Source organism: Methanobacterium aggregans, from assembly GCF_017874455.1.
GTDB classification, from domain to species: domain Archaea; phylum Methanobacteriota; class Methanobacteria; order Methanobacteriales; family Methanobacteriaceae; genus Methanobacterium_C; species Methanobacterium_C aggregans.
Genome location: NZ_JAGGLN010000001.1, coordinates 292,031 through 314,631, shown reverse-complemented (window position 1 = coordinate 314,631; position 22,601 = coordinate 292,031). Strand labels below are relative to the sequence as shown.

28 protein-coding genes are annotated in these 22,601 nt (G+C 37.1%); 15 read left to right on the top strand and 13 right to left on the bottom strand.

Going from position 1 to position 22,601, the window contains the following annotated elements; all coding sequences use genetic code 11:
- Positions 1-99 precede the first annotated feature (99 nt).
- The 5 genes from J2756_RS01535 (at position 100) to J2756_RS01515 (ending at position 3,630) form a co-directional block, all read left to right on the top strand.
- Entirely contained in the window at positions 100-804 is a 705-nt protein-coding gene (locus J2756_RS01535) for an ARPP-1 family domain-containing protein (RefSeq protein ID WP_209581615.1), read from the top strand.
- A gap of 186 nt (positions 805-990) precedes the next feature.
- Complete coding sequence (cofC, locus tag J2756_RS01530; RefSeq protein WP_209581613.1) at positions 991-1,686, top strand: 2-phospho-L-lactate guanylyltransferase; 696 nt, start codon at positions 991-993, stop codon at positions 1,684-1,686.
- Entirely contained in the window at positions 1,679-2,470 is a 792-nt protein-coding gene (gene thiD / locus J2756_RS01525) for a bifunctional hydroxymethylpyrimidine kinase/phosphomethylpyrimidine kinase (protein WP_209581611.1), read from the top strand. Before cofC ends, thiD begins: the two co-directional genes overlap by 8 nt.
- Positions 2,471-2,604: 134 nt before the next feature.
- On the top strand, positions 2,605-3,312 hold the full coding sequence (locus J2756_RS01520; RefSeq protein WP_209581608.1) for a zinc-ribbon domain-containing protein: 708 nt from the start codon (positions 2,605-2,607) through the stop codon (positions 3,310-3,312).
- A 102-nt stretch (positions 3,313-3,414) separates the two neighbouring features.
- The gene (locus J2756_RS01515) at positions 3,415-3,630 is read left to right on the top strand and encodes a hypothetical protein (protein WP_209581605.1); all 216 of its coding nucleotides are present in this window, start codon (positions 3,415-3,417) and stop codon (positions 3,628-3,630) included.
- A 102-nt stretch (positions 3,631-3,732) separates the two neighbouring features.
- Here the strand turns inward: J2756_RS01515 and J2756_RS01510 are convergent, their stop codons facing one another.
- Entirely contained in the window at positions 3,733-4,164 is a 432-nt protein-coding gene (locus J2756_RS01510; protein ID WP_209581603.1) for an ACT domain-containing protein, read from the bottom strand.
- Positions 4,165-4,296: 132 nt separating this feature from the next.
- The gene (locus J2756_RS01505; RefSeq protein ID WP_209581601.1) at positions 4,297-5,595 is read right to left on the bottom strand and encodes a phenylacetate--CoA ligase family protein; all 1,299 of its coding nucleotides are present in this window, start codon (positions 5,593-5,595) and stop codon (positions 4,297-4,299) included.
- A gap of 291 nt (positions 5,596-5,886) precedes the next feature.
- Between J2756_RS01505 and J2756_RS01500 the strand changes: the two genes are divergently transcribed.
- The gene (locus J2756_RS01500; RefSeq protein WP_209581598.1) at positions 5,887-6,048 is read left to right on the top strand and encodes a rubredoxin; all 162 of its coding nucleotides are present in this window, start codon (positions 5,887-5,889) and stop codon (positions 6,046-6,048) included.
- 105 nt (positions 6,049-6,153) lie between these two features.
- Here J2756_RS01500 and J2756_RS01495 read toward each other — a convergent pair whose 3' ends face one another.
- The 9 genes from J2756_RS01495 to J2756_RS01455 form a co-directional block, all read right to left on the bottom strand.
- Positions 6,154-6,771: a superoxide dismutase gene (locus J2756_RS01495; protein WP_209581597.1), complete on the bottom strand. Its 618-nt coding sequence runs from the start codon at positions 6,769-6,771 to the stop codon at positions 6,154-6,156.
- A gap of 148 nt (positions 6,772-6,919) precedes the next feature.
- Complete coding sequence (locus J2756_RS01490; protein WP_209581595.1) at positions 6,920-7,597, bottom strand: peroxiredoxin; 678 nt, start codon at positions 7,595-7,597, stop codon at positions 6,920-6,922.
- A 363-nt stretch (positions 7,598-7,960) separates the two neighbouring features.
- Positions 7,961-8,470 (bottom strand): ferritin, encoded by a 510-nt coding sequence (locus J2756_RS01485; RefSeq protein WP_209581593.1) that lies wholly within the window; start codon positions 8,468-8,470, stop codon positions 7,961-7,963.
- A gap of 62 nt (positions 8,471-8,532) precedes the next feature.
- Entirely contained in the window at positions 8,533-8,694 is a 162-nt protein-coding gene (rd, locus tag J2756_RS01480; RefSeq protein WP_209581591.1) for a rubredoxin, read from the bottom strand.
- A gap of 152 nt (positions 8,695-8,846) precedes the next feature.
- Positions 8,847-9,008 (bottom strand): rubredoxin, encoded by a 162-nt coding sequence (locus J2756_RS01475; protein ID WP_209581588.1) that lies wholly within the window; start codon positions 9,006-9,008, stop codon positions 8,847-8,849.
- 186 nt (positions 9,009-9,194) lie between these two features.
- Positions 9,195-9,626 carry a pyrimidine dimer DNA glycosylase/endonuclease V gene (locus J2756_RS01470; RefSeq protein WP_209581584.1) on the bottom strand — a complete coding sequence of 144 codons (432 nt, stop codon included), beginning with the start codon at positions 9,624-9,626 and terminating at the stop codon, positions 9,195-9,197.
- Positions 9,627-9,712: 86 nt separating this feature from the next.
- Complete coding sequence (locus J2756_RS01465; RefSeq protein WP_209581580.1) at positions 9,713-10,108, bottom strand: universal stress protein; 396 nt, start codon at positions 10,106-10,108, stop codon at positions 9,713-9,715.
- A 15-nt stretch (positions 10,109-10,123) separates the two neighbouring features.
- Positions 10,124-10,675 (bottom strand): flavin reductase family protein, encoded by a 552-nt coding sequence (locus J2756_RS01460; protein WP_209581578.1) that lies wholly within the window; start codon positions 10,673-10,675, stop codon positions 10,124-10,126.
- Between the two features lie 2 nt (positions 10,676-10,677).
- Complete coding sequence (locus J2756_RS01455; protein WP_209581576.1) at positions 10,678-12,411, bottom strand: ABC transporter ATP-binding protein; 1,734 nt, start codon at positions 12,409-12,411, stop codon at positions 10,678-10,680.
- 542 nt (positions 12,412-12,953) lie between these two features.
- Between J2756_RS01455 and J2756_RS01450 the strand changes: the two genes are divergently transcribed.
- Positions 12,954-14,144, top strand: a complete 1,191-nt coding sequence (locus tag J2756_RS01450; protein WP_209581574.1) for an AAA family ATPase — start codon at positions 12,954-12,956, stop codon at positions 14,142-14,144.
- 107 nt (positions 14,145-14,251) lie between these two features.
- Here J2756_RS01450 and hcp read toward each other — a convergent pair whose 3' ends face one another.
- A complete protein-coding gene (hcp, locus tag J2756_RS01445) occupies positions 14,252-15,559 on the bottom strand; it encodes a hydroxylamine reductase (protein WP_245315871.1) in 1,308 nt (435 codons plus the stop codon).
- A 317-nt stretch (positions 15,560-15,876) separates the two neighbouring features.
- On the opposite strand from hcp, the gene J2756_RS01440 reads away from it, so the two are divergent.
- From J2756_RS01440 to J2756_RS01405, 8 genes are all read left to right on the top strand, one after another.
- Complete coding sequence (locus tag J2756_RS01440; protein WP_209581572.1) at positions 15,877-16,641, top strand: V4R domain-containing protein; 765 nt, start codon at positions 15,877-15,879, stop codon at positions 16,639-16,641.
- Positions 16,642-16,740: 99 nt separating this feature from the next.
- On the top strand, positions 16,741-17,277 hold the full coding sequence (locus J2756_RS01435) for a nicotinamide-nucleotide adenylyltransferase (protein ID WP_209581563.1): 537 nt from the start codon (positions 16,741-16,743) through the stop codon (positions 17,275-17,277).
- Positions 17,278-17,414: 137 nt separating this feature from the next.
- On the top strand, positions 17,415-17,852 hold the full coding sequence (locus tag J2756_RS01430) for a molybdenum cofactor biosynthesis protein MoaE (RefSeq protein ID WP_209581560.1): 438 nt from the start codon (positions 17,415-17,417) through the stop codon (positions 17,850-17,852).
- A 2-nt stretch (positions 17,853-17,854) separates the two neighbouring features.
- On the top strand, positions 17,855-19,015 hold the full coding sequence (locus J2756_RS01425; RefSeq protein ID WP_209581557.1) for an HD domain-containing protein: 1,161 nt from the start codon (positions 17,855-17,857) through the stop codon (positions 19,013-19,015).
- Between the two features lie 214 nt (positions 19,016-19,229).
- Positions 19,230-19,784, top strand: a complete 555-nt coding sequence (locus J2756_RS01420; protein ID WP_209581554.1) for a UbiX family flavin prenyltransferase — start codon at positions 19,230-19,232, stop codon at positions 19,782-19,784.
- A gap of 2 nt (positions 19,785-19,786) precedes the next feature.
- Positions 19,787-20,359: a precorrin-6Y C5,15-methyltransferase (decarboxylating) subunit CbiT gene (gene cbiT / locus J2756_RS01415; RefSeq protein ID WP_209581552.1), complete on the top strand. Its 573-nt coding sequence runs from the start codon at positions 19,787-19,789 to the stop codon at positions 20,357-20,359.
- A 208-nt stretch (positions 20,360-20,567) separates the two neighbouring features.
- The gene (locus J2756_RS01410; protein WP_245315870.1) at positions 20,568-21,320 is read left to right on the top strand and encodes a hypothetical protein; all 753 of its coding nucleotides are present in this window, start codon (positions 20,568-20,570) and stop codon (positions 21,318-21,320) included.
- A 135-nt stretch (positions 21,321-21,455) separates the two neighbouring features.
- Complete coding sequence (locus J2756_RS01405; protein WP_209581547.1) at positions 21,456-21,704, top strand: pseudomurein-binding repeat-containing protein; 249 nt, start codon at positions 21,456-21,458, stop codon at positions 21,702-21,704.
- 189 nt (positions 21,705-21,893) lie between these two features.
- Here the strand turns inward: J2756_RS01405 and J2756_RS01400 are convergent, their stop codons facing one another.
- Positions 21,894-22,538: a thymidylate synthase gene (locus tag J2756_RS01400; RefSeq protein WP_209581545.1), complete on the bottom strand. Its 645-nt coding sequence runs from the start codon at positions 22,536-22,538 to the stop codon at positions 21,894-21,896.
- Positions 22,539-22,601 lie beyond the last annotated feature (63 nt).

Here is a 22,601-nt window from a genome sequence, read left to right as displayed (position 1 = left end):
AATAAATTGATTCATTTGAATTAATATATCCTTTGAATTATGCCTTCATTTAAAAAAAAAGGAATAAAGATATAAAAAGATATTGAACGGGGGTAACTCATGAATTTCAGGGTAATTCTTCTTGTATCCATAATTGTTATATTTGCAGCAGTCTTCGGAGTTATGAGCTACTCTGGAACAGGAGAAATAGAAGGGATAAGCCTGGATCAGGCATACGATCAAGGTGATGTGGTCATAATTCAAAGTACATCTGCAGGAACAGTTCCACATGTGGTTAAAGTGCAAAACAATGGTAAAAACACGTTAAAAATTGAAAAAGGCGAACTATTAAAAAGTAATGATTCACAGGATTTAGTAACTGCAGAAGATAAGCAAGTAACAGCCCAGTCAACTGCAAATATCAAAGCTTACTGCTTTGAACCAGCTCAAAGAGCTTACAGCGGAATGAAACTTGAAAGTGCAGGAACTGCTTCAGATGCCATTAAAGAAATTGTGGATAATTCAAATCCATCTGATGTTCAAAATGCTACAGATGCTCAGCTCAAGATATGGACGATATTTTCTGGTGGAGATCTGAATATATACACTGGAGAACCAGTTGCACTTGCAAACAAACAGAACATAAGATTCTCAAAACTTAAAGAAGACGCTGATACAGCTAAATCTGAGGTTATGGCACAGTTTGGTGTGACACAGGATGAAATAGCAACTCTGAACCAGACCACAACATCCAGCTCTTCATCCAGTCTTTCAGATATGTGGAACAATTTCAATGATTGGGTAAAAAATTTAACTGGAATTTAATGGAAAACAATCATCTGCTGGAATTTTCCAAATTAATGGTTCCATGAGTAGTGTTTCTTAACAGTCCTGTTTAAAAAAAATATTAGATGCATCAAAAAATTGGGAAGAAATTTCTCATGATGCCCCCTCATGTGCCAAATTCAGATTAAACAAACTTTAAAAAGATAAAACCAAGGGTTCATTGATATGAAGATAGATAAAAGCAAAACCTTTGCAATAGTACCAGTATCCAAATTTTCAGATGCAAAAACACGTTTATCACCTACTTTAACAGAATTAGAACGTCAAAATCTTTTAAAAGCAATGTTAAATGATGTTATCACTGTTTTAAAGGATGTTGTTAGAGAAGTTGTTGTTATAAGCTCAGATAATGATGTTCTGAAATTCGTTAAAGATATGGGGGTTGTATCCCTTGAAGAAGAGGGTGCAACTGATTTAAACGGTGCCCTGATGCAGGCCATGGCCTGGTGCTGCAGCCGCTGCAGTAACGTGATTGTTGTACCCTCCGATGTTCCACTCATAAAACCGGGACATGTGCAGGCACTTCTTAAGATGGGTGAAACCTTTGATATGGTGATAGCACCTGCTAAGGGCGGGGGAACCAATGCACTTCTCTGTCCATCAAAGGGAATTGAAATGAAATTTGGGGAGTGCAGCTTCTTTGAACATATCAACGAAGCCAAATCCCATGGAATGTCCTATGGAATCTACGATTCCTTTTACATGTCCCTGGATGTTAACACAGCAGAGGACCTTGGGGAGATCATGATACATGGCTCTGGAACAGCGGCCAAAAAATTCTTAAAAAACTTAGGTCTCTACGTGAAGTCCAATCATGGCTCTGAAAGACTCCATGTTAAAAGGAGCTTGAAAGATGGATAAAAGAACCATTGCCATGACAATAGCAGGATTCGATCCCTCTGGAGGGGCTGGAATCTTAAATGACATTAAAACCTTTGAAAGCCTTGGAGTTTATGGTACAGCAGTTATAACAGCCCTAACTGCACAGAACGTTCATGATGTTGCAGGATTACTCCCAGTTGACACTGAATTTATTGAAAAACAGATGGACACAGTTCTTGAAGGGGAAGATATAGGCTACGCTAAAACAGGAATGCTTTACTCCCCAGAGATAGTGAAAACCATTGCATCAAAGGTTCAGGAATATAAACTGAAACTCGTGGTTGACCCTGTCATGGTTGCAGGTTCTGGAGGATCTTTATCCAAAAAAGACTTTGCAGAATCCCTTAAAAAAGATCTTTTACCCCTTGCAGTACTCACAACACCCAACATCCACGAGGCAGAGATACTTTCAGGCATGAAGATAGAGAATGAAGAAGATGCAGTTGAAGCTGCACTTGAGATAGGTAAGTACTGTGATAAAGTTGTTGTAACTGGAGGTCACCTTAAGGGCTCAGATATCTTTTACAATTCTTCCATTCAGGTTTTTGAGGGGGAACTATTGGAGAGTGACAATACCCATGGCAGTGGCTGCACCTATTCATCTGCAGTTACAGCAATGCTTTCAAAGGGTTGGGACACTGGATCATCAATAAAGTTTGCTGGTAAATTTGTAAAGGAAAGTATAAGGCATGGAAGCAGAGGTACCCTCAATCAGATGTGGAAATTTGAGGATCCAGTACAATTCAATCTTAAATCAGTTTAAATTACTCCATGGCCCATGTTCAATGGATTTAAAATGGAATTATGGAGTTTACTAAAAAGGGATTGGGTTTACTGTTGGATGTATATGTTTAATATTAAATTTTTAAAAAAATATGGATAGTTTAGGTGGTTTTTATGGTTTCAAATGAAGAAATAAAACGAATGCTCGATGCAAAAAGAAGTGGAAAGCCAATTAAAAGTGATGCTGGATTGAAGTTTAAAATTTGCAGTTCATGCCAGACAGAAAATCCTGAGGGAGCCAAGTTCTGTGTTGGATGTGGAAAACCATTAGATGAGATCAAAACCCCAGAGAAGGAAAAACCTCAAATAAAATCTATAGACTCCGATTTTAAGTTATGTCCTTCGTGTAAATCTAAAAATCTTAAAACAGCCAAGTTCTGTGTTGTTTGTGGTAAAAAATTTGAATCAGAACCAGTGGTAGGTGAAGAGGTCACAGTGTCTGCCCCAGATGAAGGTGAAGAGGTTCCAGTGACAGTGAAACCTTCTGAAGAACTTGAAGAAAAAGTAGAGTCCAGGAAAAGTGAAGGATCACTTCTTGAAAAGCTTGAAGATGCAGATGAACCTGAAACTTCTGAAAAGGAAATGGAATCTTACAAGGAAACTGAAGCAGCTGTTGAAGAAGTGCCCACTGAAAGTGTTTCAGTTAAAACTGAACCCCAAGAGGAGATTCTTAAACCAGAAACCCCTGAAAAGGCCCCTGATGAACATGTAGAAGTTGATCCAGTTGAGAAAATAAAAAAGGCCAAGGAACTTCTGGATATTGGTGCCATAACCCAGGAAGAGTTTGATGAAATTAAGAGGAAGTACCTTGAAATGATCTGAATTATTTTCACATTTTTTAAGGTTATTATTAGATCTTCAAATTCTTTTTAATGTAAATCTTTAAAATAAAACTCAAATCTTCTTCTGGCGGGTACTGATAGGGTGGCAGTTGATGCTGTGGCAGTTGCAATTTTACGGTACTATGGGACCACGAAAGAAGTCTCAAAGGGCCCTATATTTGAACTTGAACAGATACGAAGGGCAGCAGAACTGGATGTTGGAATAAAATCAGCGGATGAAATAAGTTTAATACCTGTGGATGAAGATAGCCAGATAATTTCAGAGGATATACAAAACATAATTGATAAACAGGGCTGATAAACAAGTTTTAATTTACCTTGAAAAATTCCCACACCAGTGTTGTGACCCTTAAACAAAAAAAAATGAAATTTATGATTTACAATTAGATAAAAGAAGTTTTTAAAGGGTGTAGACTTCTTCTGGTGAGAGCATTGCCACTCCACCATCTTTAAGTACCTTTATACCTGTATCGATGTCCTCTGTTCTAATGACAACAATGGCATTTTCACATTTTTTCTCAACAAAGGCATATAAGTACTCCACATTTACATCTGCTTTATTTAAAACCTCAAGAATACCATCAAGTCCGCCTGGTTTGTCTGGAACACCTACAGCAATGACATCGTTCACCTTAACAACAAAATCATTTTCTTCAAGTATCTTCTGGGCTTTATCTGGTTCAGGAACAATCATTCTTAAAATACCAAATTCAGATGTGTCTGCTATTGAAAGAGCCCTTATATTGATTTTAGCATTGGAAATTATGTTCAATGCTTTCTGCAGCCTTCCTTTTCTGTTCTCCAGAAATACGGATATTTGTTTCAACTTCATTTCAATTCCCCTTTTCTTGATATTTGCATTATTTTCCTTTCGTTTCAAAAATACAAAATTTTAATGGGTTCCGAATAGTTTACATGATTTCATTTAGAGCTCATGTAAAATTATAAAACCCTTATTTTTGAATTAAAATTTACGTTTATCAATGACCCTCACAGCTTTCCCTTCACTTCTAGGGAGTGTTCTTGGCTCAACAAGGTTTACTGTGACCCTTAAACCAATTTCACTGTGTACTATATTTTCAATGTTACGTTTAACTTCTTCTATATGTTTCACTTCATCAGAAAAGAGTGCTGGTGATGCTTCAACCTGTACCTCAAGTTCGTCCAGCTGTTCTGGTCTTGTGACTATGATCTGGTAGTGGGGTTCAAGTCCATCGATTTTCAGTAGGGCCTTCTCTATCTGGTATGGGAACACTATAACTCCTCTGACCTTAAGCATGTCATCTGAACGGCCTGTTATTCTGTCCATTTTTACCTGCGACCTTCCACATGCACATTTTCCCCTTCTGAGGGCTGTTATGTCCCTTGTACGGAACCTTATAACTGGCATTCCTTCCCTTGTAAGTGTTGTGAGAACGAGTTCACCTTTCTCACCATCAGGAACAGGTTTCAGTGTATCAGGATCCATAACTTCAGGGTAGAAATGGTCTTCAAAGATGTGGAGTCCTTCCTGGACTTCGCATTCCATTGCAACACCTGGACCCATAATTTCAGTTAATCCGTAGACGTTCTGGGCGCGTATGTGAAGTCTTTTTTCAATTTCTTTGCGCATTTCTTCGGTCCACATCTCTGCTCCAAAGCAACCAGCCTTGAGTTTGAGTTTCTCCGTGTCTATGCCCTCATTTTCTGCAACCTCTGCAAGGTAGAGTGCGTAGGAAGGTGTGCATGTTAAAACTGTTGTTTCAAAGTCCTGCATTATTTCAAGCTGTCTTCTTGTGTTTCCAGCAGATATTGGTATGACAGTGGCTCCTATCTTCTGTCCGCCGTAATGAGCTCCCATACCCCCTGTGAAAAGTCCGTATCCATAGCTGTTCTGAACCCTGTCACTTTTTTTGACACCTGTCATTGTCAGTGCCCTTGCCATGACCTCTCCCCAGATATCCAGGTCCTTTCGAGTGTACCCTGATACAGTTGGTTTTCCTGTGGTTCCAGATGTTGTGTGAACCTCAACTATTTCATCCTGTGAAACCGCAAACATTCCAAATGGATATGCATCCCTTAAATCTGTTTTTGTTGTAAATGGAAGTTTTTCTATATCATCTAAGGTTTCAATATCCTCTGGATATACATTAACATCAGAAAATCTTTTTTGGTAGTAGGGAACATTTTCATAGGCCCTCTTAACAACTTCCTGTAATCGTTTAAGCTGCAGTTCTCTTGTATCCTCTGCAGACATACATTCTGCTTCACTATTCCAGATCATGTCCATCTCCTGCTTTCAATTAAATATTTTCAATAAACTTATCATTAAATTAAATTTTTATCCAGTAATTAGGTTTATGAAAACTAAACTTATACCTTACGCTGAAATTGAATCTGTTAAAATAATTTGTTTCAATTGATTAATTCTAATAATTAAAAGGTTCATATAATTATGTGAAGAACCATTCATAGTTTTGATTTGAATTAAAATTTCATTATATTCCATTCATTATTAAAAAAAGGAGATATTCAAAGTAGAATCTGAATTTTCATTAGATACTGGGGGAATAATATGAAAAGGTACAAATGTAAGGTATGTGGGTACATATACGACCCTGAAATTGGTGAACCTAGAACCAAAACTGATCCAGGCGTTTCTTTTGAGGATCTACCCGATGACTGGCACTGCCCAAATTGTGGGGCCGGTAAAATTCGCTTCCAGGCCATTGGTTAATTATAGGAGGAAATGTTTAAGATTAGCTTTAAAAAATGAAAGATTTTTAAAAAGTTTTAAAACTAAAGATTTTTAAAAAATAAAAAATTTGGGAACTGGAACTATTTAAAGGGGTGAGTCCAGCCAGACCTTCATTCTCCTGTTTACCTCATCCCAATTTACAAGGTTCCAGAATGCTTCCACAAATTCGGGTCTTCTGTTCTGGTAGTCAAGGTAGTATGCATGCTCCCAGACATCCAGTACCATCATCAACCTGAAGCCTGGAACTGCGTTGACGTTGTGCTTCTCTATCTGCATTATGAATATCCTGTCTGTACCTCTGCAGAGGGTTAATGCAACCCATCCTGAACCTTCAGTGCTAACTGCGGTCTGAGTGAATTCTTTTTTAAATCTTTCAAAGCTTCCAAAGTCTTTTTCTATGTATTCTGCTATCAACCCTGTTGGTTCGCCCCCACATTTTTCTGCAGGCCCCATGTTGGCCCAGAAGAGTTTGTGAAGTGTGAAACCTCCAACATGAAAGGATAGTTCCTTGGAAACTGCCTTGAGATCGAATTCTTCACCTGCACCACGTTCATCAAATTTTTTCAACAGTGCATTTGCACCGTCCACATAGGCCTGATGATGCTTGTCATGATGTATTTTCAGCTGTTCCTCTGATATGTAGGGTTCCAGATCTTTGTATCCATAGGGAAGTTCAGGTAGTTCATAAAATTTTTTTTCCATTAATACAAACCTCCTATTTACATAAAAAAAAACATATTTTTTATTCAGTTTTTATTCAACATCCCAATTTCCTTGCCTTTACTCAAATAGTCACATCGATCATTTAGTTCATAATCAATAATCCATTCAATATGTCCATTCAACCAGTTCATTCCTCTCTGTAACAGAGCCACCAGTCAAAGCATTTATATTTTTCTTTCCGTGTTTTGGCTGTTTCAACATCATTTGGTGGTGGAATTATTGTTCCCTTACCAATCAACTCATTTTCAGGCCAGTTTGCAGGGACTGCAACCCCCTCATGATCAACCTTGTGCAGTCCTTCCACCATTCTGAGTATTTCATCCATGTTACGTCCAAGTTCCTGGGGATAATAAAGTATTGCCCTTATTATTCCTTCAGGGTCCACTATGAACACTGCTCTAACAGTATTTGTTGCCTTGGCAGGATGTATTAATCCAAGGGTGTGAGCTACTTCTCCAGTATCTGCTATTACAGGAAACTCTATTTCTGTGTCCAAATTTTCCTGCATCCACTCTATCCATTTGAGGTGTGAGAAAACCTGGTCAACGCTCAAGCCTATAAGTTCACAGTTAAGTTCTCTGAACTTCTCATACCTCTTCTGAAATGCAATGAATTCAGTTGTACAGACTGGAGTGAAATCTGCAGGGTGGCTGAATAGAACGAACCACTTCCCCTTAAATACCTTGGGCAGCTTCATCATGCCCTGGGTTGTTTTAACCTCCATTTTAGGAAATTCATCCCCTATAAGGGGCATTCCTTTACCTTCCTTTTTAATACGCCTTAATTCGTACACCTTTTCACCCATTTTTTAAACCCCCATTCCTTCATATTTAATATTAGAATACTTATCTTTATTAATTCTATTTATTATTAATTTCAATTTTAATCTGAAAAGGACATTTTATCCATTAAAATGTAAATTAAGCCTTAAAAATAGGGATGGTGTTAAAATGAAAAGTGATCAATTTAATAATAATATTTAAAATGAAAAAAATTCCTTTTAACGTTTTTAAGTAGTTTTAAATTTTCTTTTTTCATTCAAAAGTATTGAATCAGTTCTTAAAAAGGATTTCCATGAAAAAAGGATTTCTTAAAAAAAGAGATATGGATCAGATAAAAAAATTAAAAAACAGGTGTATTCCTTGATTAAAAATCTGCAACCTGGGATTCATGCTGTTCTTGCTGGAGGATTGTAAACCCTTTTTGCAAGTTCACTGTCAAGCATGAATATTCCACCGGGAGCATCTCCCATCAATTTGAGTTTTTGAAGTACTCCACTTGCAGATTCTTCTTCTTCAACCTGCTCTGCCACGAACCACTGCAGGAAGTTGTTTGTTGCATGATCGGACAGGGAAAGTGCAAGATCCACGAGTTTGTTTATGAGACCTGTTACCATCTGCTCATGTTCGTAAACGTGCACAAAAACTGCAATATCTGATTCCCATTCTGTTGGAGGCGTACTTATCTGGGTAAGCATAATTTTACCTCCCCTCTGTGCGAGATAATCATAGAATTTCATTGCATGTGCAAGTTCTTCCTGTGCCTGAACCCTCATCCAGTTTGCAAAACCTGCCATGTCCTTTGATTCAAAATATGCTGCCATGGACAGGTACAGATATGATGAGTAAAGCTCTGCATTTAACTGGCTGTTCAGGGCATCCTGCATTTTTTCTTCCATTAAAATACCCCCATATGTATTTAAATTACATTTAAAAAATAAAGTAAGGTTTGATCCCTTTTTTAGTCCATTTCCTGGAACATTTCCTTTCCAACTCCGCAGAGTGGACAGCACCAGTCATCTGGTAGATCTTCAAAGGCTGTTCCTGGCTCAATATCCGCGTTTGGGTCTCCTTCTTCGGGGTTGTATACGTATCCACAGGTTGTGCATATGAATTTTTTCATTTAACATCCTCCTTTCACATTAAAGCAATTTAACTACAAATTCAAATGTTAAAAATTTCGTTTAATTCTATGGTTACATCCTATTTAAAAGGTTTCTCTATTTTTCTATGATGTTTTTAAAGACAAAAAGGTTTTTTTGTAAGGATATCACTTCAGTCTATTGGTATGAACCTGTTAATTCCAGCTCCACATTGTGGACAGTGCCAGTTGCTTGGCAGCTCTTCAAATGGTGTTCCTGGCTCTGTATTGGTTCTGGGTTCTCCAACTTTAGGGTCGTATATATATCCACAGGCTTTGCACTTGTATCTTTTCATTTAAACCACTCCTCAAGTTTTTAATTTTTAAATAAAGTTTAAGGAAGTTGTTATTTTTAATAATTATTTCATCAATCTACCATAAGAATCTTTTCAAAAACGAATATACAAACCTTTGTTTCAATCAATTTATGGATATCACAAATTAGGAGTACCATATATTTTCCATATTTTTTATAAAAAAGATCATTTAATAACTTCCCAATCTTCCACTCCACCCTCAACAACTTTAAAAACAGGATTTGGAACTAATTCATCAAGCTCTTGAAGTTTTCTGTGCATTGAAACGTTTCTCAGCTTCAGCTTCTCCTTGAGGTGGTTAAATTCATATTCCATCTGTCCAAGGGTTACATGGATCTGGTTTTCCATGAATTTATTCCCAATTTTATCCCTTTTGAAGCTGTAACCCCTCTTTTGTGATTCTAAATAAACATGGTAAAGGTAGGTGTCAATCGCAACTAAAGGTTCATCCTGGATTTTGAACCTCTGAAGCTGAGGATGGTTCCTGTAACCCATTGTTTTACCCATAAGCACGGCTCTTGCAAGTAATCCTTCTCTCCAAAGGGCAACAATTCCCTTGGAGTCCAGGTACTTTGGGTGTAAACTCCACAGCCTCATAATAAACCATTTCCTATAAAACCATAATGATGCTATAAAAAAAGGGAAAAATTAAAAAATTAGATACGTTGAGGATTATTTTAGACTTATTTCACGATTAAAACTGGAACTTTAACGGTTTTCAGGGTGTTTTCAGCAACACTGCCCATTAAAAGTTTTTCAAGGCCAGTTTTTCCATGGGTGCCAATTATAATGATGTCTGCACCTGCCTTTTCAACGATCTTCTCCATGTCGCGTGTTGGGCTTCCAACTATCAGTATCTCATCAACCGGAACCCCATTTTCCTTTCCCTTTTCCTGAACATGGTTCAGTACGGTTTTCCCTTCTTCTTCCAGGACTTCAAAGGGGTATATGAGTTTGTCATCTATTACATGGACTGCTGTGACTCTGGCATCTAATTTTTTTGCCATTTCTATTGCAATGTCTGCTGCTTTTTCTGCAAATTTTGAACCATCCGTTGGAAGCATTATATTTTTAAACATCAAAAATCACCCCTCTTATTCAACTTTTCTTAGATGATCTCCCACAACGAAGTTTACACCACCAAGGTGGAGTACGGGTTTCATCTTCTCAACATCAAGAAGTCCCTCTTTAAGGGCATCTGAAGTTGCATCAGCATACACCACTTCGCCAACTACTAGTTTGTGGTCCCCTGAATCTTTGATCCAGTGAACTTTGCATTCCATGTGTGCAATGCATTCAGCTATCTTTGGAACTGAAACCCTTAAGGACTCCATCTGGGATAAACCTGATTCTTCTATTTCATTAACCCCATATGGAAATTTTTCACCTGTTATCCATAGTTTTTCAAGTATTTCTTCATTTGGGATGTTCACAACAAATTCCTGTGTTTCTTCTATGTTTTTGTAGGTGTGGTGGCTTGGTACCGATGCAAATGCAACAAGTGGTGGTTTCACTGAAACCGGCATTGTAAATGAGAATGGTGCTGCATTGGCTTCTCCCCTGGAGTTGGCTGTTGTTACTATTATGGTTGGTCTTGGTGCCAGCACCCTGTAGGCATGTTCAACTTCCAGATCATTAAATTCCATATTCAAACACCTGCCATCTGTTTTTTCAGTTCATCAAAATCCTTAAGGTAATCTGCTTTGCATCTGACTATAAATTCATCGCATAATTCGTGTGGATCGCCATTCATGATAAGGTTTCCATCGTCCATCATGATAGCTCTTGTTGTGACCTCTTCAATGAAGTCTACATGGTGGCTCACCATCAGTATGGTGGTATCAAATTCTTTGTTTATTCTCTTAAGTGAATTTGAAACTGTTCTGAGGGTTATTGGATCAAGGTCTCCGAATGGCTCGTCAAGTATTAAAACATCTGGTTTTGATGCTAAAATCAGTGCAAGGGTTGCTCTAACCTTCTGACCACCTGACAACTCATAAGATTTTCTGTCAAGAATTTCAAGGGGTAAATCAAGTGCCTTAAACACTGGTTTTGCATATTTTTTAACTTCACTGTCTGGGAACCTTGGGAACAAGTCTTCAAGTATCTCTGGAGACAATCCTATTTTTTCAAGCCTGAACTTGGCCTCGTGTTCTGGAAGATCAGTTAACTGGTAAAGAATATCAAGCACTTTATCACTTATTTCAAGTTCTATTGCCTTCTTCTTAGCTTCTCCAACAACATTTTCTCCTTTTATACCCAACCTTGAGGCTATTTGGCTTTTGATACTTGCATAATGAGTTAAGGAAAATTCCTGGTGCATGAATCCCATTTTACGTCTTACTCCCATTCTCATAACTCCAGGTTCGTGCATATCCACCCATTCACTGTTGAGTTTGAAGAAAACTTCTCCTGCATCTGGAGTATCAATACCAGCAATCATCCTGAGAAGAACTGTCTTTCCAGCCCCACTTGGACCTATAAGTGATATTATTTCCCCTTCTTTCACCTGAAAGTTGATATTTTCAATTTGAAGGACATCCCCACCTTTTATAAGGAAGAATCTTCTCTCAACATTTTCAACTTTTATTACAGGTTCACCTACCGTTGCAAGATCTCTTGGAGGTTCCTGTACATCCATTTCACTTACAAATTCCTTTATTATTTCATCTGGAGATCCTTCATCCTTTATTTTACCGTCTTCCATGAGTATCAGGCGGTCTGATAGGTATTTGTGAACTTCAGGAAGGTGTGAAACCAGTATGACTGTAACACCCAATTTTTTGTTGATGTTTTTTATTGCATCCAGTATTTCCTGCTTGGTTTTTGGACATGACATGGTTGCTGGTTCATCAAGAAGAAGTACCTTTGGTTTTTTTGCAAGCTGTCTTGCCATTACAAGGCGCTGTTTTTCACCGCCACTTAGAACCGGTGCAAAATGGTTTGCCTTCTCATCCAATCCAACAATTTTGAGGATTTCCATGGCTTCATCACCAAATTCCTCGTAGGCATATTCATAATCAGCCAGTGCTTCATCACCATATCTTGTACCGTACAGCTTTCTTATAACATTCTGGATGGCTGTTTCAGACCACAGGCCGAAGGATCTCTGGAGGTGTATCGCGGTTGCGTGGCGGAGCTTCCTTGAGTAGTATGAGGTTGAATCATGTGCAACCTTAAAATCATCCATAACGATTTCACCACTGTCGAAGGGCTCCACACCTCTTAATATCCGCAGAAGTGTGCTTTTTCCAGAACCGCTCATTCCTATTATCCCAAGTATCTCCCCTTTATCCACTTTGAGGCTTATATCATCCAGGGCTTTGATTTCTTTGCCATCTTCCATTTTATAAGTTTTAGAAATGTTTTCAACACTTATCATCCAGTATCACCGTTAATATTAGAAATATAAAATATAAGCTCCATTCTTATTAGATAATCAGTTTGTTTTATGCATTATAATAGTTTTTCTATATTGAATATAAATCATAGAATTACGTGAAGTAATCTAATAAGATATGGGAAGCTAAATTAAGCCTGATTGCATTTATAAAATCTAAATGCTTTTTATTTTTTAAACGCATTACTTATTAATTAATTTTTTTATCTTTATTAAGTTTAGTTTAATGGAATAAATTCAAATCCTTTATATAGGATATGGAACTTTCTGAATAGATTATAGAAAAATTTTGCAACTTTATGAAATAATTCCACATTAAATAAGAATTGATGATCCAAATTGGAATACACATTGTCAATGAGAATAAACATGATTAGTAATCCAAATTAGAATATATAACTCAAATTAGAATATATATAATCAATGATCCAAATTAAAATACATATTGCAAAGCAAAATATATATGATCCATGATCCAAATTAAAATACATAATCTAAAAAAGAACACAAATTATGGTGATTGTATGGAAGATTTAGCATGGGGAACTGATGCAGAACTGACTGATGAACAATTCTACAATCGAGAAAGGGATATATCATTGATAAAAAGTCTTTTAGAAACAACTTCTAAAGGATCTCCCCCCACCATTATGATTGTGGGAATTAGAGGTGTTGGAAAGACTGTTTTGCTTAAAAAAATAAAAAAAGAGCTTGAAAATGATTATTTAACGTCTTATGTTGATTTATCTGCCACTTCTGGTTATCAAAAAGGTGAATTAACTGAAATAGGTATAATGGAACATTTTTATGGATCTTGGATGGAAGCTTGTCAGAATAAAGAATTTTTTACGGTATTCAAAAAAGTATCAAAATTTTTTAAAACCAAAAAATTTGAATTAAGGGATATTGTAGATGCTGGAGGTATACCTCTTCCCATACCTCAATCAGAGGATGATTATAAAAAGCTCTCAAAATTTGTTCTAAATTTGCCACAGACAGTTTATGAAGATCATTCTAAGGATATAAAGGGATCAATTATGATCATTGACGAGTTTCAGGCACTTAAAGATTTGGGCGGCAGATTGGATGCATTTTTATGGTTTCTCAGGAGTGTAATCCAAAATCAAAAAAATGTGGCTTATGTTTTTTCTGGATCTATAAATTCCAGGGATTCCATTATTGAAAAAATAGCAGGTAACGATGGTGCTTTTGGGGGAAGAATGTTAAATGTAGAGATATACCCATTTACCAAAGAAACTGTCAGGAATTATTTAAATGAAAAGTTACCCTCCTTAAAATTAGAAGATAGTGGATTTGAAAGATTTTATAAATGCACCAATGGAATACCCTTTTATGTGAACACATTTGCTAAATTACTTCAAAAAGATATTCCATTAGATGATGAAAGGGTAAAATGTGAGTTTAAACGGACATTACCCCTAATTGCAGTTCATTTAATAAATCAATGGAGTAGGTTAACCCTGCATGAACAAAATATTTTAACAACACTTATTGATAAACCCCTTAAAAGAAAGGAAATAGGAGAAAAACTAAGTATAACTTCGGGTTCCCTGAGTAAACCTCTACATAAATTACAAAATTTGGGTTTAACAGAATCGAAAAATGGTGTTTATACTATTTCAGAACCGATTCTAAAAGCCTGGCTTAAAAAAGAATATGAAGAAAAGGGAGTTTTTCCTTTTAGGAGTATTTAATTCTGTTTAAAAAAAGTACATATCTCCAATTGCCCTTTTTTAAAAATATTTAAAAAAATAAATTAAAGAAAAAAATAAGGATTTAAGAGTTGAATAAACCCTTTTTTTTATCCTAGTATTTTTTTGATGTCTTCTTCTGGGTTTCCTATTGGTGTGAGGTTGTAGTTTTCAACAAGTACATTGAGTATATCTTCGTTAACCCATCCGGGTATTATTGGTCCGATGTACATGTCCTTAATGCCCAGGTAGAGGAGGCTCCAGAGTATGGCTGCTGCCTTCTGTTCCATCCAGCTCAGAACAAAGGTCAGGGGCAGATCATTAATTTCCATGCCGAAGAGCTCAGACAGTGCTGCAACGATCTCGATACCAACACCGGCATCGTTACACTGACCCAGATCAATGAGCCTTGGAACACCCTCGATATCTCCAAGATCTAAATGGTTGAACCTGTACTTTCCACAGGCAAGGGTGAGAACAACAGTGTCTTGAGGCAGTTTTTCTACAAATTCTGTGTAGTACTTGGCCTGAGGTTTAGGGGAGTCACAACCACCCACAACGAAGAAGTGTCTGATCTTACCGGCCTCAACCAACTCCTTGATCTTACCAGCCAGCGATAAAACAGTGGACAATCCAAAACCTGTTGTTAGAACCATATCCCTAGGTTCATCTTCGAGTTCTGGGAGGGATTTTACTTTTTCTATGAGTGGTGTGAAATCGTAGTCCTCAATATGCTGGACACCAGGAAGCTGAGCAACACCAGAGGTGAAAATCCTGTCTTTGTAGTCTTCTTTTGGTATCAGTGCGCAGTTTGAGGTTACAAGTGCTACTGCAGTGTATTTGCTGAAGGTTTTTTTCTGGTCGAACCATGGTCCTCCAATCTGACCCACGAAGTGTTTGTACTTGCGCAGTTCTGGGTATCCGTGGGCTGGAAGAAGTTCTGAATGGGTGTAAACATTTATTCCTGTGCCTTCTGTCTGTTTAAGGAGTTCAGCCAGTGCTTTTATACTGTGTCCCGTTGCTATGATTCCAGGACCCTTTACAGAACCAACCTTAACTTCTGTTGGTGTTGGTTCGCCGTATGTTTCGATGTGTGCCTTCTTGAGAAGGTTCATGGTTTTTATGTTCATTTGACCGGCTTTAAGAGCGAGTTTGACGAATTCTCCCGCATCGAAGTTCACGTTGGTGAGTGTGGAGTAGAATCCCCTCTCAAGGAATGCATCCACTTCAGGATCCGTGTATCCCAGTTCCCTTGCATGGTACAGGTAAGCGGATATACCTTTGATTGCAAAAAGCAGGTTATCCTGAAGTCTTGCAACCGTAGGTTCCTTACCACAAACACCTTTCACAGTACATCCAGTTCCCCTTGCGGTTTGGGAACACTGGTAACAGAACATGTCTAATTTTTTTTCTTCCATATTATCTTTCCTCCATAGGCACATACTACATCTCTCCATACGTTAATCCATTATTCATGTCTAATTTTTTATACTCCAAAATGTGTTTCAAATAATGCATTTAAAAATCCATTAATCCTATTTTGGGATTTCATGGAGTTTTGATCCCTTTTTTATTTTTTTAGATAATTTTATAGCGATCAATTCACCATACTATCTTGCGGAACACCTTCAGGAATATTCGTTCGTCGGCCAACGAATGTTCTATCTTATCCGAACAGTACTATATATAAGTTACGGTGTCCATAATAATTTTAAAGAATGAAGGAATTTTTATCATGAATCATAACACTGAGAAATCCCCTAAAAAGGATGCACATATAGAATTATTCGCCACTCCGGAGGGTATATGTGCCATAAACAGTCCTGTAAGGATTAAAATTTTATCAATGCTCAAGAAGGAGGAGTTAAGTTTTGATAAAATAGTGGAACTGTCAGGGAAGGCAAAATCCACTGTATCAGCCCACCTGAAAAGGATGGTTGATGAGGGAGTAATAAGTTCAAAACCTGACCCTGAAGATGCCAGAAAAAAGATATTCTTCATAAAATCAGAGCACCTGGGCACTTTATCCAGTAAAAAAATCAGGAAAGAGGATATAGGAGACTACGTGTCAAACTACATGGAGAGTGATGGTAATCCATTCGAATTTTTCAGACTCATGTTCCAGACCCTGAGGGTTGCACTCATACGTCAGGGCATAGAGATCGACCCCATACTCTGGGAAGCTGGAAACAAGGTTGGTGAAACACTCTACGAGAAAGTTGCAGACAATGAGATTGAAAAACTTCTGGAAAACATTGCAAAGTTCTGGGAAATACACCAACTCGGAAGAGTTGAGGTTCAAAGTCTTGAACCCTTAACCATCAATGTTTATGACTGCTTCGAATGCAGGGGACTGCCCTACCTTGGAAAACCTGCATGTGCATTCGATTCAGGAATACTTGAAGTTATATTTTCCAAACATTTCCAGAACAGACATAGGGTTGATGAGGTTAAGTGTTATGCAATGGGAGATAACTACTGTTCCTTCATGATCCAGTGAAAAAGAGTTTTACATCCATTTTACAATACATCCTGATCTAAGAGATTTATTTAATAATTTAAATCAAATAATAAAATTAAAAAAATGGGGGATCCATCCATGAGGGGTTTACTTGTTGGTAGAATGCAGCCTGTTCATAAGGGACATCTTGAGGTTATAAAACGGATTTTAGATGAGGTTGATGAGGTTGTTATCGGTATAGGAAGTGCACAGTTGAGCCACACACTTAGAGATCCATTCACAGCAGGTGAAAGGGTTATGATGCTTACAAAGGCCCTCAGTGAAAATGGTATTCCAGCATCCCGGTATTATATTATCCCAATACAAGATGTTGAGTGTAATTCAATTTGGATAGCCCATGTAAAGATGCTTACACCTCCATTTCAAAGAGTTTATTCAGGTAATCCCCTGGTTCAAAGGCTTTTCATCGAGGGAAGTTACAGTGTTACATCACCACCCCCCTTTAACAGAAGTGTTTTCTCAGGCACAGAGGTTCGTAGAAGGATGCTTGCAGATGAGGACTGGGAGTCTCTGGTTCCTGAATCTGTTGTGGATGTTATAGAAGAAATAGAGGGTATAAAACGTTTGAAACACCTTTCAAAGAAAGAAGTCAATGAACAAACCAATGATAATTGAATAACTTTTCATATTTCTTCATAATTTAGAAAAGGATTAAAAACAGATTAGTAATAGGTTAATAATAGATTTTTTGATTAAAATAAAATAAATAAAATCATTAATTAAAAAGTGATTATTGAAGTGTCTGTGGTATTATGATAGCTAAAATTCTAAAGAAAGATGATGAAAACTTCACAATCAACCAGCTTATGGATGAGGTTAAAAAGAATCCCCGAATAAATGAGTGCGGTGCAATTTTCTCCTTTGAGGGCATAGTTCGAGGCAAGGAAATAGATAAAACCACTGTGAAAATGGATCTCACCACTCCAGATATTGAAAAAACTCAAGTGGAACTTGAAGAAATTATAAATGATATAAAGGACAAATATGGAGTGGTTGAAATAGGTGTTGTGCATTACGTGGGTGAATTCAAACCATCTGATCCACTTTTCTTGGCTGTTGTTGCAGGACCCAGCAGAGTTGAAACAAGGGATGCACTGAAGGAAGTCATAGAAAGAGTGAAATATGAACTTGACTTTAAAAAAGAAGAACACACTGAGGATGGTACTAATATAATCATGTCTGGAGGGTAGTTTTGAAATTTATAAGGGACAGTCTCCATGGAAATCTTCAAATAAATGAACTTGAAGTTAAACTAATTGATACGCCGCAAATACAACGTTTAAGGCGTATAAAACAGTTAGGATTTACGTATCTAGTCTATCCTGGTGCGAATCATACTCGTTTTGAACACTCCATTGGAGCCATGTACCTTGCATCCAGACTTGGAAACAACCTTCAGCTCGATGAAGACAAAAAGGAACTGATTCGTGTTTGTGCCCTTCTCCATGATGCAGGACACGGCCCATTTTCACACGTCTCCGAGGGAGTTGTTGACACTTCACATGAAGAATTAACTTCTAAACTCATAAAGGAATCCCAACTATCAGATATACTATCTGAAAATTTTAACCTGAATGATGTGATAAAAACCATCAATGGTGAAGGACTTTTTGGGCAGGTTATCTCTGGAGAACTTGATGTTGATAGAATGGACTATCTTCTAAGGGATTCATATTACACTGGCGTTGCATACGGTGTTATAGATGTGGAGAGACTTATCTACAATATGGAACTTGAGGGTACACTCACATTAAGACGTAAAGGTGTTCAGGCAGCAGAGTCCATGTTACTTGCACGTTACTTCATGTATCCAAGTGTTTACCAGCACCACACAACACGGATCATAAATTCCATGTTCAGAAAATGTTTGAAGGAACTGTTTGAAACTGGAACAGTTGATCCTGAAAATATTTACCAGTACGATGATCTAGATATCATAACAGCTGCAAGGTCTCAAGAGGGTTACATAAAAGATATGATTTCCAAACTTGATAATCGAGAGCTTTTTAAGACAGTTTTTTCCATGAAACTTGATGAGATTGAAAATCCTGATGCTGTGTTTAAGTTAAGATCCGAGGATATAATCACAGCTGAAAGGGAATTATCTGAAGACCTTGGTATTCCCCAGGGCTACATTATTGTTGATGTTCCAGAGTATCCATCCTTCGATGAAATGAAAACCCAGGTTTCTACAAATGGTGCTAGAGTCAAACTTGGAGAAATATCAACCATAGTAAGTGCCCTGAAGGATGCAAGGTTTAACCATGCAGATCTTTGCATCTACGTTCCACAGGAGTATTCATCAAAGGTATCAGAATTTTCATTTGAAGACTACATTAAAATACCTGATTAACATTCTCATATTATAGAATAATAGAATTTTAATGGAGTATATGGACTTAAAACTGGATAATTCGCCATTTTCTCCAATTCAAGTTTCAATACTATTTGTTCAGAAAAAATCCTGTTACTAATTCAACTGGTATCTTAATGAAATTCAATAAAAACTGTTAATTCTGTAAATAATATTAAAATTCAATTTAAAAAAAAAGAAAAAGAGTGGTTAAATGATAGTTGTTGCAATTACGGGTGCAAGCGGTGTTGCATATGGGGTAAGACTCCTTGAAGTTTTGAAGGAGTTGGATGAGGAAACAGCTCTTGTTGTGACTGACCCTGCAAAGATAATATTTAAATACGAACTTGGGTTAGGGGAAGAAGAGGTTTCAAAACTTGCATCTCGTTACTACAAACCCGGTGATCTTACAGCATCCATTAACAGTGGTTCCTGCAGGTTCCAGTCCATGGTAATTGTTCCATCAACCATGAAAACCGTGTCTGCCATAGCAAATGGTTATGCGAGTAATGCAGTTACAAGGGCTGCAGATGTAGCTCTTAAAGAACACAGAAAACTTGTTGTTGTGCCCAGGGAAACTCCATTGAGACCCGTGCACCTTGAAAATATGCTTAAAATATCCAGGGAGGGAGGTATAATTCTTCCTGCAATGCCTGCATTTTACCACAATCCCCAGAATATTGATGAAATGGTTGATTTTATTGTTGGAAAGATACTTGATGTTCTTGATATTGATAACAACCTTTTCAAACGATGGACAGGAGATTGAACATGGATACAGTTACCCCTGATGAGGAGTTCATTAAAAATCCACAAATACCCGGACCAACCAAGGAAGAGATCAGATGTCTTGTGATGTGTAAATCCCAGGTATCCTCTGATGACATCGTTGCTGATGTTGGCTGTGGAACCGGAGGATTAACAGTTGAATTTGCAAAACGTGCAAAAAAAGTTTATGCCATTGATAAAAACCCCGAAGCACTGAATACCACCTTCAAAAATCTTCAAAAACATGAACTTGAGGACAGGGTGGATCTCATTGAAGCAGATGGAACTGAAGTTTTAGACAGTTTACCCCCATTCAACGTTCTCATGGTGGGTGGCAGCGGTGGAAAAATGGATTTTATCCTGAAAAAGGGCTATGAAAAACTTAAATCTGGTGGAAGGATAGTGGTAACATCAATACTTCTTGAAACTCCCCTTGAATCCATCAAGGTTATGAAGGACCTTGGAATGGAAGTTGAGGTTGTTGGGGTTTCTATTTCAAAGGGCAGGATCAGTGAAAGGGGCACCATGATGGTTGCAAAAAACCCCATAACCATCGTATCTGCCAAAAAGTTTTGAGGAATTAAATTTATTGAGATTCATAGGTTTCAATTAGAGATGCTATTTTTAGATTTAAATGTAATAATCCATCTCTAATTACTGGAAAATAATTAAATCCAAGTAAAAATAAAAAGAAGAAATAGATTTAACAATAAAATTGGTTTATATAAATTTTAAAATTATTTAAAGAAATTAAGGGATGTTTTTAATGGAGATTACAAAAAAAATGGGATGGAAATTTCGTGTGGGAATACTGCTGGTTCTTGCATCAGCAATTCTTTACATAATCAACTTCGCAATCTTTCATGACCAGCACCACCTCTTCTTCTACATAAGCATTGACATTGCATTCGTGCCAATAGAGGTTCTTCTGGTTGTTCTTGTTATAGAAGCAGCCATAAATGAAAAAGAAAAAAAGGTTATGCTTGAAAAACTTAACATGGTTATTGGAGTATTTTTCAGTGAAGTTGGAACTGATCTACTGACAGATATATATAAATTCGATTTTGAATCAGATAAAATTCGTGACAAATTACTTGTAAACAGCACATGGTCAGAGAAAGACTTTGCAAATGCTGAAGAAGTTGTTAAAAATTACAACTACGATCTTGATATAAAGAGAACAGATCCCAAGTCCCTGGAATTTTTAGAGGACACACGTGAATTTCTCATGAGCAAACGAAAATTTTTACTTGCTCTTCTTGAAAATCCAAATTTACTTGAACATGAAACATTTACAGAACTTCTAAGGGCGGTTTTCCATTTATTGGAGGAACTGGAAAAACGTGAAGATGTTAGGAACTTACCTGAAACAGATTATGATCATCTTTCCATTGACACAGAAAGGGCTTACACTTTAATCATCTATGAATGGCTTCAGTACATGGAACACCTAATGAAAAACTATCCTTACCTTTTTTCACTTGCTGTGAGAACCAACCCATTCAATCCCGATGCAAAAGTTGAGGTAGACTATTAAAATAGTATGAAAAAAGATGGAAAAAGTAGGATAAAGTATGAATTGAGTTTCCAGATTATTTAGTAATATACTTAAGGGAGTATTTACCATATAATCAAAAAACTTAGTTTATTAAAACTTGGTGCAGTTGGTTTAATGGAAGAGTTAACCCTTAAACAGTATAGAAGAATGGTTGACGAAGTTATAGAGTTCAGGAATCTGAACGGAAAAATGCCTAAATATGCAGTTGTTGATGGATGTAAAATCAGTCGAAAAGACTATCTAAACATGATAGAAACTGTTAACAAGTTTCTGCTTGAAACTGGACGTAACCCTGGAATAGTTAAAATTGGATCAACACCTGAAAAGGGATACAACAACTGTGAAAAACTCATCATCCGCTGATGTTCAATAACATATTACGGCATTTTAAGGGCTTTTTTTTAATTAAGTAGGAAGACCCCTCATTAAAAGTTCCGTTTTTTGGAATAGCTAAAAAAGGGGGAATAAATCATTGTTTATCTAAAGTTTTGGAGTTTAAAGTAAGATAAAAAGTGAGTGTACGAATCATCTTTTAATCGTAACTTCTCTATATCAAACTTTTAAAGCATCCTTGAAGTTGTTTTTGTAGATATGTGCACTTACAGAGTGGATGGTAATGGGACCTAATTTCATTCCTAAAGCCTCTGCAACATAATCTGCAAGACCCTTAAGCCTGAAAAAATTTGGAATCCATTCCCCATATACGTCATGACTTCTCCAGATTGCAGTTGTGTAAAGTCTGTTCTGTCTTATCTTAAAATCCACCAGGATCATAGAGGGTATATCATCCTGATACTGATCTATAGATGGGTCAAATGCTGTCATTACAGCTTTACGGGTTGTTGGATTTTCCCTCAAACGTTTTATAACGGATTCAACCTGATCCGTTCTTACACGGTAGGTATCCCTACCAACTTTGAGTCCAAAGTGCTCCCTGAATCTGCTGCCGTATGTGTAGGGAAGTCCGCTGTTTTCAGGATCTAAAAATTGTTTCTGATATTTTTTAAGTTTTTCACCACTCCATGAATAGATTTCAGGAGGTTTGGAGTTTAGGGGATCTTCAACTGTTACAACAACATTCATTAGTTCCTTTGTAATAAAATTCCCTTCATCTTCCACATCAATTCCACTTTCCATTATTTGACTGATAATTGTTTTCCATGCATCCTGAGCCCAGGCTGTTTTAACTGTAATCATCGTATCATCCTACGAACACAAATCCATTCTTTGGGTTAAATAAATTACAAACCTTGAATATCT

Bases quoted from the DNA above. Each gene is read 5' to 3' on its own strand.
- J2756_RS01535 (WP_209581615.1), top strand. From the start codon at position 100: ATGAATTTCAGGGTAATTCTTCTTGTATCCATAATTGTTATATTTGCA.
- cofC (WP_209581613.1), top strand. From the start codon at position 991: ATGAAGATAGATAAAAGCAAAACCTTTGCAATAGTACCAGTATCCAAA.
- thiD (WP_209581611.1), top strand. From the start codon at position 1,679: ATGGATAAAAGAACCATTGCCATGACAATAGCAGGATTCGATCCCTCT.
- J2756_RS01520 (WP_209581608.1), top strand. From the start codon at position 2,605: ATGGTTTCAAATGAAGAAATAAAACGAATGCTCGATGCAAAAAGAAGT.
- J2756_RS01510 (WP_209581603.1), bottom strand. From the start codon at position 4,164: ATGAAGTTGAAACAAATATCCGTATTTCTGGAGAACAGAAAAGGAAGG.
- J2756_RS01505 (WP_209581601.1), bottom strand. From the start codon at position 5,595: ATGATCTGGAATAGTGAAGCAGAATGTATGTCTGCAGAGGATACAAGA.
- J2756_RS01500 (WP_209581598.1), top strand. From the start codon at position 5,887: ATGAAAAGGTACAAATGTAAGGTATGTGGGTACATATACGACCCTGAA.
- J2756_RS01495 (WP_209581597.1), bottom strand. From the start codon at position 6,771: ATGGAAAAAAAATTTTATGAACTACCTGAACTTCCCTATGGATACAAA.
- J2756_RS01490 (WP_209581595.1), bottom strand. From the start codon at position 7,597: ATGGGTGAAAAGGTGTACGAATTAAGGCGTATTAAAAAGGAAGGTAAA.
- J2756_RS01485 (WP_209581593.1), bottom strand. From the start codon at position 8,470: ATGGAAGAAAAAATGCAGGATGCCCTGAACAGCCAGTTAAATGCAGAG.
- rd (WP_209581591.1), bottom strand. From the start codon at position 8,694: ATGAAAAAATTCATATGCACAACCTGTGGATACGTATACAACCCCGAA.
- J2756_RS01475 (WP_209581588.1), bottom strand. From the start codon at position 9,008: ATGAAAAGATACAAGTGCAAAGCCTGTGGATATATATACGACCCTAAA.
- J2756_RS01470 (WP_209581584.1), bottom strand. From the start codon at position 9,626: ATGAGGCTGTGGAGTTTACACCCAAAGTACCTGGACTCCAAGGGAATT.
- J2756_RS01465 (WP_209581580.1), bottom strand. From the start codon at position 10,108: ATGTTTAAAAATATAATGCTTCCAACGGATGGTTCAAAATTTGCAGAA.
- J2756_RS01460 (WP_209581578.1), bottom strand. From the start codon at position 10,675: ATGGAATTTAATGATCTGGAAGTTGAACATGCCTACAGGGTGCTGGCA.
- J2756_RS01455 (WP_209581576.1), bottom strand. From the start codon at position 12,411: ATGATAAGTGTTGAAAACATTTCTAAAACTTATAAAATGGAAGATGGC.
- J2756_RS01450 (WP_209581574.1), top strand. From the start codon at position 12,954: ATGGAAGATTTAGCATGGGGAACTGATGCAGAACTGACTGATGAACAA.
- hcp (WP_245315871.1), bottom strand. From the start codon at position 15,559: ATGGAAGAAAAAAAATTAGACATGTTCTGTTACCAGTGTTCCCAAACC.
- J2756_RS01440 (WP_209581572.1), top strand. From the start codon at position 15,877: ATGAATCATAACACTGAGAAATCCCCTAAAAAGGATGCACATATAGAA.
- J2756_RS01435 (WP_209581563.1), top strand. From the start codon at position 16,741: ATGAGGGGTTTACTTGTTGGTAGAATGCAGCCTGTTCATAAGGGACAT.
- J2756_RS01430 (WP_209581560.1), top strand. From the start codon at position 17,415: ATGATAGCTAAAATTCTAAAGAAAGATGATGAAAACTTCACAATCAAC.
- J2756_RS01420 (WP_209581554.1), top strand. From the start codon at position 19,230: ATGATAGTTGTTGCAATTACGGGTGCAAGCGGTGTTGCATATGGGGTA.
- cbiT (WP_209581552.1), top strand. From the start codon at position 19,787: ATGGATACAGTTACCCCTGATGAGGAGTTCATTAAAAATCCACAAATA.
- J2756_RS01410 (WP_245315870.1), top strand. From the start codon at position 20,568: ATGGGATGGAAATTTCGTGTGGGAATACTGCTGGTTCTTGCATCAGCA.
- J2756_RS01405 (WP_209581547.1), top strand. From the start codon at position 21,456: ATGGAAGAGTTAACCCTTAAACAGTATAGAAGAATGGTTGACGAAGTT.
- J2756_RS01400 (WP_209581545.1), bottom strand. From the start codon at position 22,538: ATGATTACAGTTAAAACAGCCTGGGCTCAGGATGCATGGAAAACAATT.